The sequence below is a fragment of the Leifsonia sp. SIMBA_070 genome, assembly GCF_046534635.1.
Taxonomy (GTDB): domain Bacteria; phylum Actinomycetota; class Actinomycetes; order Actinomycetales; family Microbacteriaceae; genus Leifsonia.
Genome location: NZ_JAWRYK010000001.1, coordinates 1,931,637 through 1,944,355, shown reverse-complemented (window position 1 = coordinate 1,944,355; position 12,719 = coordinate 1,931,637). Strand labels below are relative to the sequence as shown.

Annotated in this window: 10 protein-coding genes and 1 other RNA gene; 6 read left to right on the top strand and 5 right to left on the bottom strand. The window is 71.5% G+C overall.

The genetic code is table 11. The features are described from left to right. Positions 1 to 7 precede the first annotated feature (7 nt). From SB754_RS09150 to rnpB, 3 genes are all read left to right on the top strand, one after another. Positions 8 to 826: a Nif3-like dinuclear metal center hexameric protein gene (locus tag SB754_RS09150; RefSeq protein ID WP_410782011.1), complete on the top strand. Its 819-nt coding sequence runs from the start codon at positions 8 to 10 to the stop codon at positions 824 to 826. A gap of 28 nt (positions 827 to 854) precedes the next feature. Continuing rightward, positions 855 to 1,589 (top strand): zinc ribbon domain-containing protein, encoded by a 735-nt coding sequence (locus tag SB754_RS09145; RefSeq protein WP_410782010.1) that lies wholly within the window; start codon positions 855 to 857, stop codon positions 1,587 to 1,589. Between the two features lie 70 nt (positions 1,590 to 1,659). Then, an RNA gene (gene rnpB / locus SB754_RS09140) (RNase P RNA component class A) lies at positions 1,660 to 2,030 on the top strand. A 23-nt stretch (positions 2,031 to 2,053) separates the two neighbouring features. Here rnpB and SB754_RS09135 read toward each other — a convergent pair. Genes SB754_RS09135 through map form a run of 4 tightly spaced genes read right to left on the bottom strand, consistent with a single transcriptional unit; the run spans position 2,054 to position 7,069 of the window. Next, positions 2,054 to 2,761, bottom strand: a complete 708-nt coding sequence (locus tag SB754_RS09135) for a response regulator (RefSeq protein WP_410782009.1) — start codon at positions 2,759 to 2,761, stop codon at positions 2,054 to 2,056. After that, positions 2,758 to 5,304: an ATP-binding protein gene (locus SB754_RS09130; protein WP_410782008.1), complete on the bottom strand. Its 2,547-nt coding sequence runs from the start codon at positions 5,302 to 5,304 to the stop codon at positions 2,758 to 2,760. Before SB754_RS09130 ends, SB754_RS09135 begins: the two co-directional genes overlap by 4 nt. A gap of 5 nt (positions 5,305 to 5,309) precedes the next feature. Next, positions 5,310 to 6,143: a polyphosphate--glucose phosphotransferase gene (gene ppgK / locus SB754_RS09125; RefSeq protein ID WP_410782007.1), complete on the bottom strand. Its 834-nt coding sequence runs from the start codon at positions 6,141 to 6,143 to the stop codon at positions 5,310 to 5,312. Between the two features lie 59 nt (positions 6,144 to 6,202). After that, complete coding sequence (map, locus tag SB754_RS09120) at positions 6,203 to 7,069, bottom strand: type I methionyl aminopeptidase (protein WP_410782006.1); 867 nt, start codon at positions 7,067 to 7,069, stop codon at positions 6,203 to 6,205. Positions 7,070 to 7,081: 12 nt separating this feature from the next. Between map and SB754_RS09115 the strand changes: the two genes are divergently transcribed. Further along, positions 7,082 to 7,291, top strand: a complete 210-nt coding sequence (locus SB754_RS09115; protein ID WP_410782005.1) for an SPOR domain-containing protein — start codon at positions 7,082 to 7,084, stop codon at positions 7,289 to 7,291. A 30-nt stretch (positions 7,292 to 7,321) separates the two neighbouring features. On the opposite strand, the gene panB is transcribed toward SB754_RS09115, so the two are convergent. Next, positions 7,322 to 8,173, bottom strand: a complete 852-nt coding sequence (gene panB, locus SB754_RS09110; protein WP_410782004.1) for a 3-methyl-2-oxobutanoate hydroxymethyltransferase — start codon at positions 8,171 to 8,173, stop codon at positions 7,322 to 7,324. Positions 8,174 to 8,272: 99 nt separating this feature from the next. Here panB and glnA point away from each other — a divergent pair, with 99 nt between their 5' ends. Continuing rightward, positions 8,273 to 9,610: a type I glutamate--ammonia ligase gene (gene glnA / locus SB754_RS09105; RefSeq protein WP_410782003.1), complete on the top strand. Its 1,338-nt coding sequence runs from the start codon at positions 8,273 to 8,275 to the stop codon at positions 9,608 to 9,610. Positions 9,611 to 9,620: 10 nt separating this feature from the next. Continuing rightward, positions 9,621 to 12,644: a bifunctional [glutamine synthetase] adenylyltransferase/[glutamine synthetase]-adenylyl-L-tyrosine phosphorylase gene (locus SB754_RS09100; RefSeq protein ID WP_410782002.1), complete on the top strand. Its 3,024-nt coding sequence runs from the start codon at positions 9,621 to 9,623 to the stop codon at positions 12,642 to 12,644. The last annotated feature ends 75 nt before the right edge of the window (positions 12,645 to 12,719 follow it).

Here is a 12,719-nt window from a genome sequence, read left to right as displayed (position 1 = left end):
GATCGACGTGCCGCACACCCTCGCCTCCGTCCGTGACACCATCGAGCAGCTCTGGCCGCTCTCGGGTGCCGAGGGGTGGGATGCGCCGGGACTGGTCGCGGGCGACCCGGCGGCCGAGGTCGAGCGCATCCTGCTCGCGGTCGACGCCGTCGCTGCGACCGTCGACGAAGCCGTCGAGCTGCGCGCCGACCTCCTGATCGCCCACCATCCGCTGCTCCTGCGGGGGGTGACCAGCATCGCGGAGGACCGCTACAAGGGCGCCCTGCTCGCGGCGCTGATCCGCGGCGGCGTCGCGCTGTACGCGGCCCACACGACGGCCGACGTGGTCGCCGGCGGCACCAGCGCTGTGCTGGCGTCCCGGCTGGGCCTGAACGATACGGCCCCGATCTCTCCGGCCTCCGACGGTGTCACCGGCATCGGTCGGGTGGGAGACCTCGCCCAGCCGACGACACTCGGCGCGTTGGCGCGTGCCGTCGCCGACCTCCTCCCGCCGACCGCCGGCGGTGTCCGGGCGGCCGGCGACTACCACCAGCCCGTCCGTCGCGTCGCGGTGTGCGGAGGCGCAGGCGACTCGCTGCTCGGGTCGCCCGCCGTCCGGGAGGCCGACGTCTACATCACCGCGGACCTCCGCCACCACCCGGCGTCCGAAGCGCGGGAGCAGGCCGCCCTCGGCGGCGGCCCCGCTCTGCTCGACGTGTCCCACTGGGCGAGCGAGTGGCTGTGGCTCGACACCGCGGCCGACCAGCTGCGCGCCGCCCTTCCCGACGTGGAGGTCGTGGTGAGCGAACTGCGCACCGACCCCTGGGACTTCGCCATCCTGCAATGACCGCCCCGCACGAAAGAAGCACCGCATCGTGAAAGCCAGCCCCGCCGACCAGAACGAGCTCCTGCGCCTGCAGGCCGCCGACACCCGCCTGGCGCAGCTCGCGCACGCCACCAAGAACCTCCCGCAGAATGCCGAGCTCGCGAAGCTCCAGCCGGAGGTCGAGGCGCTGCGCGCCCGCTGGATCGCCGCCACCGGCGAGCTGGAGGACGCCCGCGCAGAACTGAAACGCGTGGAGTCGGACGTCGAGATCGTGGAGGCGCGGGTCAAGCGAGACAGCGACCGCGTGCAGCAGAGCGCATCCATGAAGGACGTGCAGGCCCTCGAAGCCGAGCTCGCCTCGCTCGCCAAGCGCAAGGACGACCTCGAAGAGATCGAGCTGACCGTCATGGAGCGGGTCGAAGGCCTGGAGGAGGCGCTCGGCCGCGTGGAGTCCGAGCGCGCCGAGCTGGGCGAACGAGTCAAGGCGCTCGAAGCGCAGCGCGACGAGGAGGGCGGCAAGCTGGACGCGCAGCGGAAGGCCGCCGCCGCCGACCGTGCGACGATCGCTGAAGCGCTGCCGGCCGACCTCATCGAGCTGTACGAGCGGCAGCGCGCCCGCTACGGCATCGGCGCCGCCGCCCTGATCCGCGGAGTCTCGATGGGCTCGAACGTGAAGCTCACCGGGTCCGACCTGTCGGAGATCCGCCGCGCGGCGGCCGACGATGTGGTGCTCTGCCCGGACAGCGGGGCGATCCTGGTCCGCGGGGAGGACTCCGGGCTCTGAGCCTGCTGCGCCGACCGTTTCTCGCTGCTGCTGGCCGCGTGAGCCGCCTGCGCTAGGGTTGAGGCCGGAATGGGTCGGCAAGACGGTCGCGTCGGTCCGCGTCAGCGGGCCGCCGAGGAACGTCCGGGCTCCGCAGAGCAGGGCGGTGGGTAACACCCACCCGGGGCAACCCGCGAGAAAGTGCAACAGAAAGCAGACCGCCTCAGGCGCAAGCCTGCGGTAAGGGTGAAACGGTGGTGTAAGAGACCACCAGCGGCCGGGGCGACCCGGCCGGCTGGGTAAACCTCGCCCGGAGCAAGGTCGGACAGGGGACCATGAGGCTGCTCGTCTCGTCCCCGGGTAGACCGCTGGAGGGCGGCGGCAACGTCGTCCCGAGATAGATGGCCGTCCGCGGTGCCTGAGGCACCGTGACAGAACCCGGCGTATCAGCCGGCCCATTCCCTCGCTCGGCTCGTCAGAGCTGGTCAGGCCGCGTCGCCGTCGGGCGTGAACCGGTAGCCCATCCCGGGCTCGGTGAGCAGGTAGCGCGGGCGCGACGGCTCCGGTTCGAGCTTCTTGCGCAGCTGCGCCAGGTAGAGCCGCAGGTAGCCGGTGTCCTTCGTGAACTGCGGCCCCCACACCTCGGTGAGGAGGGACTGGCGGGTCACCAGGCGGCGCGGGTTCCGCACCAGCAGCTCGAGGATCTGCCACTCCGTCGGGGTGAGCCGCACAGGCCTCGAGTCGCCTCCCTGGTCGCCGTCGCGCCGGGTGACCTGGCGTGCGGCGAGGTCCACGGTGACGTCCCCGAAGACCACGACGGGCTCGTCCGTCGCGGTCGTCTGGCGCCGGGTGAGGGCGCGGATGCGCGCCAGCAGCTCGTCGGCCGCGAACGGCTTGGTGACATAATCGTCGGCGCCCGCGTCCAGGGCGTCCACCTTGTCGCCGGACCCTGTGCGGCCGGAGACGACGAGGATGGGCACGCTGCTCCAGCCGCGCAGACCCTCGATGACCTCGATGCCGTTCAGTTCGGGCATCCCGAGGTCGAGCATGACGAGGTCCGGGTGCTCGTCCACCGCGACCGAGAGCGCCTCGGCTCCTGTCCTCGCCGTCAGCACCTGGTAGCCGCGTGCGGTCAGGAGGATGCGGAGCGCCCGGAGGATCTGCGGGTCGTCGTCGGCGATCAGGATCTTCATGCGTCCCTTCCAGCCTCCGGGAGGGAGACGACCATGGTGAGGCCGCCGCCCGGCGTGTCCTCCACGTCGAGCGTGCCGCCCATCCCCTCCACGAAGCCCTTCGACAGGGCGAGGCCGAGCCCTATCCCGGAGTCGTTGTCGGTGTCGGAGAGCCGCTGGAACGGCGCGAACACCGCCTCCCGACGCTCCGCCGGGATGCCCGGCCCGCGGTCGATCACCCGCAGCTGCACCATGCCGGCGAACTCGCTGGCGGCGAGCACCGGCCGGGTTCCCGCCGGGCTGTAGCGGAGCGCGTTGCCGAGCAGGTTCACGATCACCCGCTGCAGGAGCACCCCGTCGGCGAGGACCGGCGGCACCGCGGGGGAGAGGTCCAGCTCCAGGTCGCCCGGCCCCACCCCGAGCTCGTCGAGAGCCGGGAGGATCACGTCGTCCAGCTCGGTGGGCGCGAGCGACACCGCCAGCACTCCGGCCTGCACGCGGCTGGCGTCGAGCAGGTCGGTGACGAGGGACGCGAGGCTCTGGAGGCTGTCCTCGGCGGTCTCGAGCAGCGCCTCCCGGTCGTCCGGGCTGAGGCCGAGGTCCGACTGGTGCAGGGTGGTGACCGCGGCCGTCGCCGCCGCGAGCGGACGCCGCAGGTCGTGGCCGACGGCGGCGAGCAGCGCGGTGCGCACCCGGTCGGCCTCGGCGAGGGGCGCGAGTTCCGCGGCGGCGGCCGAGAGCTCCCGGTGCTCGAGTGCAGCCTCCAGCTGGGCCACGATCGCGGAGAGCAGCCGCCGGTCCCCGGCCTCCAGGTCTCGGCCGCGCAGCTCCAGCGAGCCCAGGGGAGCCGGTGCGTTTCGCGCGTCCTGACCGCCGCGCGCCTCCTGGCCGGTGCGAACGGGCAGACGCTGCGCCGGCGTCGACTCGGACACCTCCCCGTCGGACGCCAGCACCTCCTCCGTGCCGTCGGCGCCGGTCGCGACCAGGCGCACGCTGGTCAGCCCGAACGCCTCGCGCGTGCGGGTCACGAGCGCCTGCACCGCATCCTCGCCGCGGATGACACCGCCGGCCACCGTGGCGAGCAGCTCCGCCTCCGCCGCTGCCCGCAGCGCCGCCCGGGAGCGGCGTGCCGCCTGATCGACGACCAGGCTGACCAGCGCGGCGATCACGACGAACAGGATGAGCGCGAGGAGGTGGAGGGGCTCGCCCACCGTGATCGTGTAGAGCGGGTCCACGAAGAAGAAGTCGAGAGTCAGACCGGACAGCAGGGCCGCGAACAGGGCGGGCCAGATGCCGCCGACGAGCGCCACGAGCACGACCAGCAGCTGGTAGCTGAGCACGTCGGCGGTCATGGACTCGCCGGAGCGGACGCTGGTCAGCAGCAACGTCAGCAGCGGGCCGGCGATGAGGGCGAGAAGGAAGCCGTAGACCCGGCGTCGCACCGTGAGGCCGCCGCGCGGACGCGGGAGCGAGAAGCGGCCTCCTGCGCGCGCGTGCGACACGATGTGGACGTCGATGTCGCCCGACTCGCGGATCACTGTCGCGCCGATGCCGGGGCCCGTCAGGAGCGCGTTCAGCCGGCTGCGCCGCGAGACGCCGATCACCAGCTGCGTCGCGCTCTCGCCGCGCGCGAACTCCACCAGGGTGCGCGGGATGTCGTCCCCGACCACCTGGTGGTAGCTGCCGCCGAGGTGCTCCACCAAAGCGCGCTGGGCGGCGAGAACGCCCGGCGCTGCCTCGCGGAGGCCGTCCTGGCTGCTGACGTGGACGGCGAGCAGCTCGCCACCCGAGCTGCGGGAGGCGATCCGGGCTCCGCGCCGAAGCAGGGTCTCGCCCTCCGGCCCGCCGGTCAGCGCGACGACGACGCGCTCCCGCGCCTCCCACGTGCCGGCGATGCCGTGCTCGGCCCGGTACTGCTGCAGTGCGCTGTCCACCTCGTCGGCGAGCCACAGCAGCGCGAGCTCGCGAAGCGCCGTCAGGTTGCCGAGACGGAAGTAGTTCGACAGGGCCGCGTCCACCCGCGCGGCCGGGTAGACGACGCCCTCGGCCAGCCTGTCGCGCAGCGCCTGCGGCGCCAGATCCACCAGCTCGATCCTGTCCGCCCGGCGCAGGACGGCGTCCGGGATGGTCTCCCGCTGCGGCACGCCGGTGATCTGCTCGACGACGTCGTTGAGCGACTCGATGTGCTGGATGTTGACGGTCGAGATCACGTCGATCCCGGCCTCCAGCAGCGTCTCGACGTCCTGCCAGCGCTTGTCGTGCCCGGAGCCGGGGGCGTTGGTGTGCGCGAGCTCGTCGACAAGCGCCAGCTGCGGGCGCCGCGCGAGGACGGCATCCAGGTCGAGCTCGCTGAGCGTCACGCCGCGGTGCTCCACGAGGCGGCGCGGTACGACCTCCTGCCCGTCGAGCAGCGCGGCCGTCGCCGTCCGCCCGTGGGTCTCGACCACGGCGACCACCACGTCGGTGCCCAGCTCGCGCAGGCGTTCGCCCTCCTCGAGCATCGCGAAGGTCTTGCCCACGCCGGGGGCCGCTCCGAGCATCACCCGCAGGCGGCCGCGAGCCATGAGCGTCAGGCCGGGGTGGGCGCGGGCGCGTCGTCGGGCGTCGCTACCTCGCCGCTGCGTCCGCGCTCGCCCTGGTCACGGCGCTCGCCGCGGACGGCCAGCGCCGCGGCACCGAGGATGCCCGCGTTGTTGCGGTGCACGGCGGGGACGATCGGCGTCTTCAGCTTCAGCAGCGGGAGGAACTCCTGGTAGTTCTTGGAGACGCCACCGCCCACGATGAAGAGGTCGGGCGTGAAGAGGAACTCGACAGTGGAGTAGTACTTCTGCAGGCGCTTGGCCCACTTCTCCCAGCTCAGGTCCTCGCGCTCCTTGGCAGAGTAGGCCGCACGCGATTCCGCGTCGTGGCCGTCGACCTCCAGGTGGCCGAGCTCGGCGTTCGGGATGAGGATGCCGTCGTAGATGAGGGCGGAACCGATTCCGGTGCCCAGCGTGGTCATGATGACGAGGCCGTCCTTGCCCTTCGCTGCGCCGAAGCGCGTCTCGGCGTAGCCGGCGGCGTCGGCGTCGTTGACGAAGTGGATGTCGCGGCCGAGGGCCTTCTCGAACAGGTTCTCGGCGTGCAGCCCGATCCAGTCCTTGGCGACGTTGGCAGCGGAGAGGGTGACGCCGTGGCTGACGATCGCGGGGAAACAGACGCCGACCGGGGCGTCCGGCTCCTCCTTCGCCAGCTGTTCGACGATCTCCTTCGTGGTCTCCACGATGTCGTCGGGCTTGCCGCCCGCGGGAGTGGGGAGCTTGACCCGGTCGCTGACCAGCTCGCCGGTCGTCAGGTCGACCAGGCCCCCTTTGATCCCCGTGCCGCCGATGTCGATGCCGATCGCGTGCTTCTGCGAAGTCATGGGTCGAATCTACCGCTCCGCGCCGCCATCCGGTGTCGTCGTCGGCGCCGCCCCGGCCGTCAGGGGAGCGTGAGCACCTCGGCACCGCGCTCCGTCACGACGAGGGTGTGCTCGAACTGGGCGGTGATGCTGCGGTCGCGGGTGACGACCGTCCAATCGTCCGGCCACATCTCCCACTCGTGAGTTCCCAGGGTGAGCATGGGCTCGATCGTGAACACCATCCCGGGCTCCATCACGTCGTCGTAGGCCGGAGCGGCGTCGTAGTGCGGGATGATCAGCCCCGAGTGGAACGCGGCGCCCACGCCGTGCCCGGTGAAGTCGCGGACCACGCCGTAGCCGAACCGCTTCGCGTACGACTCGATGGCGCGGCCGATCACGTTCACCTGGCGGCCCGGTGCGACGGCCTTGATGCCGCGGTTCAGCGCCTCCCGGGTCCGCTCGACCAGCAGTGCGACCTCCTCGGAGGCGGTCCCTGCGATGAACGTCTGGTTGCTGTCGCCGTGGAAGCCGTTCTTGTACGCGGTGATGTCGATGTTGACGATGTCTCCGTCGTCGATGACGGTGTCGTCCGGGATGCCGTGGCAGACGACCTCGTTGATCGAGCTGCAGATCGATTTGGTGTAGCCGCGGTAGCCCAGCGTCGACGGGTAGGCGTCGTGGGCGAGCAGGAACTCGTGACCGATCGCGTCCAGCTCCTCGGTCGTCACACCAGGGCGGACCGCGTCGCCGACCGCCTGGATGGCCTGAGCAGCGATCCGGCCGGACTCGCGGATCAACTCCACCTCGTCCGGCGTGTAGACGTCGCCGCGCGTGTAGGGCGCGGGCCCGGGACGGCCCACGTACTCCGGGCGCGGGATGCGGCTCGGCACCGGACGCATCGCGGTGACCCGACCCGGGAGGAGGTGACCGGCGGAATCCTTGGGCATACCATCAACTCTATGACGAGCGACGAGTACGGCATCACGCAGGATGCTGAGCACAAGTACTGGTACAACATGAAGACCGGCGAGGTCGAGCAGGGCTTCCTGTCCCCGGCGCCGAACCGGGTCGGCCCGTTCGACACCCGTGACGAGGCCGAGCACGCGCTCGAGAAGCTGCGCGAGAACTCCGCCAAGTGGGCCGAGGAGGACGCGGCCGACAACCGCTAGGTTCCCCGCCCCTCCTGCACGGCTCGCCCCCTAGAAGCTGTGCTCCTCGGTGGGGAAGGTCCCGCCCTGCACGTCCGCTTTGTAGGCCCGGGCGGCGTCCGACAGCACTGTTTTGAGGTCGGCGTACTGCTTCACGAAGCGCGGCACCCGGCCGGTTGTGAACCCGGCCCAGTCCGTCCACACAAGCAGCTGCCCATCCACGTGGGGGCCCGCTCCGACGCCGACCGTCGGGATGCGCAGCTCGGCGGTGATCCGCTTGGCAACCTCCGCGGGCACCATCTCCAGCACGACGGCGAACGCGCCGGCCTCCTCGACCGCGTGCGCGTCGGCGAGCACCTGATCCGCCGCGTCGCCGCGGCCCTGGACGAGGTGGCCGCCCAGTCCGTGCTCGCTCTGCGGCGTGAAGCCGATGTGCGCCATGACCGGGATGCCCGCGTCGACGATGCGCCGGATCTGCTCGGCGCTGCGTCGGCCGCCCTCCAGCTTCACCGCGTGGGCGCCGGTCTCCTTCATGAACCGCACGGCGGTGTGCAGCGCCTCCAACGGGCCGGTCTCGTAAGAGCCGAACGGCATGTCCGCGACGACGAACGCCCGCTTGACGGCTCCCGCGACCGCGCGGGTGAGGGGGATGAGGTCGTCCACCGTGACCGGCAGCGTGGTGTCGTAACCGAGGACGTTGTTGCCGGCGGAGTCGCCGACCAGCAGGAAGTCGATCCCAGCCTCGTCGAAGATCTGCGCCGTCAGCATGTCGTAGCTGGTGAGGCCGGTGAAGGGGGAGCCCTCCTCCTTCGCAGCCTGGAAGTGCCGGGTCCGAACCCGTTTCAGCGCCTGCATCGACGACGTGGCGGGATGGACGGAGGGCACAGGCGACTGCTCACTCATGCCGTCAGTCTAGTGACGGCGCGGTGACGGTACGGGACGGCGTCGCGGGCGGAGGGGGCGGGAACCAGTAGTCTGGGAGCGGCCGAGGAAAGGGGCAGGATGGACAAGCAGCGCGACTTCGTTCTTCGCACGATCGAGGAGCGTGGCGTCAAGTTCGTGAGGCTGTGGTTCACCGACGTCGTGGGCACGCTGAAGTCCGTCGCCATCGCCCCCGCCGAGGTCGAAGGAGCCTTCAGCGAGGGCCTCGGTTTCGACGGCTCCGCCATCGAGGGACTGACCCGCGCGTACGAGTCCGACCTGCTCGCACTCCCCGACGCGACGACGTTCCAGATCCTGCCGTGGCGCGGGGAGGTCGACCCGACCGCCCGCATGTTCTGCGACATCACGACCCCCGACGGCCAGCCCGCCGTCTCCGACCCGCGCAACGTGCTCAAGCGGACGCTCGAGAAGGCGGCCGATCGTGGCTTCACCTTCTACACGCATCCCGAGATCGAGTTCTACCTGCTCAAGTCGTCGGCGTTCGGCCAGGAGGGCCCGGAGCCTGTCGACTCGGCCGGGTACTTCGACAACGTCCCCGGCGGCACGGCGCACGACTTCCGCCGCCGCTCCGTGCGGATGCTCGAAGACCTCGGGATCTCCGTCGAGTTCAGCCACCACGAAGCGGGACCGGGCCAGAACGAGATCGACCTGCGGTACGCCGACGCGCTCACCACCGCCGACAACATCATGACCTTCCGCACGGTCATCAAAGAGGTCGCCATCGAGCAGGGCGTCTACGCCACCTTCATGCCGAAGCCGCTCTCAGGCCACCCGGGCTCCGGGATGCACACCCACATGTCGCTCTTCGAGGGCGACACCAACGCCTTCTTCGAGCCAGGAGCGCAGTACCAGCTCTCGAAGATCGGCCGCCACTTCATCGCCGGGCTGCTCCGCCACGCCCCGGAGATCACGGCCGTGACCAACCAGTTCGTCAACTCCTACAAGCGCCTCTGGGGCGGCGACGAGGCCCCGAGCTTCGTCAGCTGGGGCCACAACAACCGGTCCGCGCTGGTCCGCGTCCCGCTCTACAAGCCCAACAAGGGCCAGAGCTCGCGGGTCGAGTACCGGGCGATGGACTCCGCGGCGAACCCGTACCTGGCCTTCTCGCTGCTGCTCGCGGCGGGTCTCAAGGGCATCGAGGGGCAGTACGAGCTCCCCCCCGAGGCCGAGGACAACGTCTGGGCCCTCTCCGACGGGGAGCGCCGGGCGCTCGGCTACAGCCAGCTGCCGGCGAGCCTCGACCACGCCATCTCTCTGATGGAGGAGTCGGAACTGGTCGCCGAGACGCTGGGGGAGCAGGCCTTCAACTACGTCCTGCTCAACAAGCGCCGCGAGTGGTCCGAGTACCGGGCGCAGGTCACCCCGTACGAGCTGCGGTCGAACCTCGAGATCCTCTGACCGTTCCGTCGTGAACCGGCAGCAGCTCTCCCTCACGGCCCTGGCGCGTGCCGGGTTCGTGGGGCTGAGTTCGGTCAGGGACCAGCTGGACGAGCTCGGCGAGCTGACCGGTCTTCACCCGGAGGCGCTCATCGGCGCGATCTCGGTCGCCGCGGACCCGGACACTGCGCTCTCCTCGGCGCTCCGGCTGTTCCGCCAGGCTCCAGCGCAGGCGCCGGTCGCGTTCGGCGCCGAGGAGGACGCTCGGCGACTCTTCCGCGTGATCGGCGCATCGGAGGGCGCCGCGGAGTTCTTCCTGCGGCAGCCGGACGAGCTCGCGGCGCTCGCGCATCCCGTCACTACCCTCCCGTCTGCCGACGAGCTGCGCGACGACCTGCTCGAGGCGGTGGGTGCGGTGGATGGACTGGCCGCGGAGGCCGACGAGCGCGCCTGGACCGCGCTGCGCATCCGCTACCGCCGCCGTCTCGTGCAGCTGGCGAGCTTCGACCTCGAGCAGGCCGACCCGGTCGCCGGGCTCGACGCCGTCGCCGCGACGCTCAGCGACCTGGCCGCCGCGGCGCTCGACGCCTCCCTCGCCGTCGCCCGACGCATGACGGCGGGCACCGGCCCCGGACGCTTCCCCGAGGAGCAGGTGCGCGCGACCCCGCTCGCCGTCATCGGGATGGGCAAGGCCGGCGCCCGCGAGCTCAACTACCTCAGCGACGTCGACGTCATCTTCGTCACCGACGGCGTCGAGGAGGCGGGGCTCGAGCCTGGCCGCGCCGTCGACATCGCGACGCGGCTCGCCATGCTGACCATGCGCGGCATCCACGAGCCGGCCATCGAGCCGGGGCTGTGGGAGGTCGACCCCAACCTCCGGCCGGAGGGAAAGGACGGCGCGCTCGTCCGGACCCTCGACTCCCACATCGCCTACTACGACCGCTGGGCGAAGGGATGGGAGTTCCAGGCGCTGCTGAAGGCCCGGCCGCTCGCCGGCGACCTGACGCTGGGCGACCGCTACGTCGCCGCGCTCGCCCCGAAGGTGTGGAGCAGCGCCTCCCGTGAGAACTTCGTCGAGTCCGTGCAGCGGATGCGCGAGCGCGTCACCGACAACATCCCCGACGACGAGGTGCACTACCAGCTGAAACTCGGGCCGGGCGGCCTCCGCGACGTCGAGTTCACGGTGCAGCTGCTGCAGCTCGTCCACGGCCAGGCGGACGATCAGGTGCGGCAGCGCGACACGCTCTCGGCTCTCGCCGCCCTGGGGGCCCAGGGCTACATCGGCCGCGAGGAGTCCGCCTCTTTCTCGCAGGACTACCGCGCCCTCCGCCTGATGGAGCACCGGCTGCAGCTCCGCCGGCTCACCCGCACGCACCTGATGCCCCGCGACGAGGCCGACGTCCGCATCCTGGCCCGTGCCACCGGGCTCGCGCCGAACGCGGACCAGCTGCTCGTCGTCTGGAACGAGATCAAGCACCGCGTGCGCGGACTGCACGAGCGCCTGTTCTACCGTCCGCTGCTGAGCGCCGTCGCGTCGACGTCCACCGAGGACGCCCGGCTGGCCGGGGGAGTCGGCCTCACCAGCGAACAGGCCGAGGCGCGCCTCGCGGCGATCGGATTCCGCGACCCGCGTGGTGCGCTCGCCCACATCGCGGCACTCACCTCCGGCGTCTCGCGGAGGGCGACCATCCAGCGCCACCTGCTGCCGGTCATGCTGCAGTGGTTCGCCGACGGCCCCGACCCCGACTATGGGCTGTTGACCTTCCGCCGCTTGAGCGAAGACCTGGGCGGAACGCACTGGTACCTCCGGATGCTGCGCGACTCCACCGGCGCGGCCGAACGCCTCACTCGCGTGCTGTCCGGTTCCCGGTTCGCCGGCGAGCTGCTGGGCGGCATCCCCGAATCCGTGGCCTGGCTAGAGACCGAGGACGAGCTGCGCCCGCGACCCGCCGCCCTGCTGCGGGAAGAGACCGCGGCGATCCTGGCGCGCCACGAGTCCGTGGACACGGCGGCCGCCGCACTGCGGGCCATGCGCCGTCGCGAGGTGCTGCGGCTGGCCGTCTCCGGCATCCTCGGCTTCGCCACGATCGAGGAGCTCGCGCAGGGGCTGACAGCCGTCACCGAGAACATCATCGGCGGTGTCCTGGAGGCCATCCGGGCCGCGCGGGCGGACGCCGACCAGCTGGAGTTCGCCGTCATCGGGATGGGACGTTTCGGCGGACGGGAGCTCGGCTTCGGATCGGATGCCGACGTCATGTACGTGTTCCGTCCGCTCGCCGCCGAACAGGAGGCAGCGAACCGCAGTGCCCTGGCGATCGTGTCCGAGCTCAACCGGCTTACCGAGGACAACCGGCTGCCCCTCGACCTCGACATCGGCCTCCGCCCGGAGGGGAAGAACGGGCCGCCGGTCCGCTCGCTCGAGTCGTACCGGGCCTACTACCGGCGCTGGTCGCTCACCTGGGAGGCGCAGGCGCTGCTGAGGGCACGCGGCGTCGCCGGGGATGCGGGGCTGCTCGCCGACTTCGACCGGCTGGCCGACGAGGTGCGCTACCCCGCGGCGATCGGGGAGCAGGAGGTGCGCGAGGTGAAGCGCATCAAAGCGCGCGTCGAGAACGAGCGGCTGCCGCAGGGCGCCGACCCGTCGCGCCACCTCAAACTCGGCCGGGGCTCGCTCAGCGACGTCGAGTGGTTCGTGCAGCTGATCCAGCTCGAGCACGCGGCGTCCGTGCCCGAGCTGCGCACGCCCTCCACCTTGGATGCCCTCGCCGCCGCGACCGCGCACGGCTTCGTGACCGAGGAGGATGCGGCCCGGCTGCGCGACGCCTGGGTGTTCGCGTCGCGGACCCGCTCGGCGATGACGTTGTGGACGAACAAGACGGCCGACGTACTGCCGTCGGACCGGGTCGCCCTCGACGGGGTGGCCCGGCTCCTGGAGTACCCGCCCGGCTCGGCCTCCCGCCTCGAGGAGGACTACCTCGCGGTCACCCGTCGCGCCCGGGCCGTCTTCGAGCGCGCCTTCTACGGCCTCCCGCAGCGCCCCGCCCCCACCGGCTGACCGCCCTCGACCCGCTTCCGCCCACCGTCGAGTACACGAATACTGCACGATTTCCGGGCTCAGACGTGCACTATT

Excerpts from the sequence above, each read along its gene's own strand:
- SB754_RS09135 (WP_410782009.1), bottom strand. The coding sequence starts at position 2,761 with ATGAAGATCCTGATCGCCGACGACGACCCGCAGATCCTCCGGGCGCTC.
- map (WP_410782006.1), bottom strand. The coding sequence starts at position 7,069 with ATGCCCAAGGATTCCGCCGGTCACCTCCTCCCGGGTCGGGTCACCGCG.
- glnA (WP_410782003.1), top strand. The coding sequence starts at position 8,273 with ATGGACAAGCAGCGCGACTTCGTTCTTCGCACGATCGAGGAGCGTGGC.
- SB754_RS09115 (WP_410782005.1), top strand. The coding sequence starts at position 7,082 with ATGACGAGCGACGAGTACGGCATCACGCAGGATGCTGAGCACAAGTAC.
- ppgK (WP_410782007.1), bottom strand. The coding sequence starts at position 6,143 with ATGACTTCGCAGAAGCACGCGATCGGCATCGACATCGGCGGCACGGGG.
- panB (WP_410782004.1), bottom strand. The coding sequence starts at position 8,173 with ATGAGTGAGCAGTCGCCTGTGCCCTCCGTCCATCCCGCCACGTCGTCG.
- SB754_RS09130 (WP_410782008.1), bottom strand. The coding sequence starts at position 5,304 with ATGGCTCGCGGCCGCCTGCGGGTGATGCTCGGAGCGGCCCCCGGCGTG.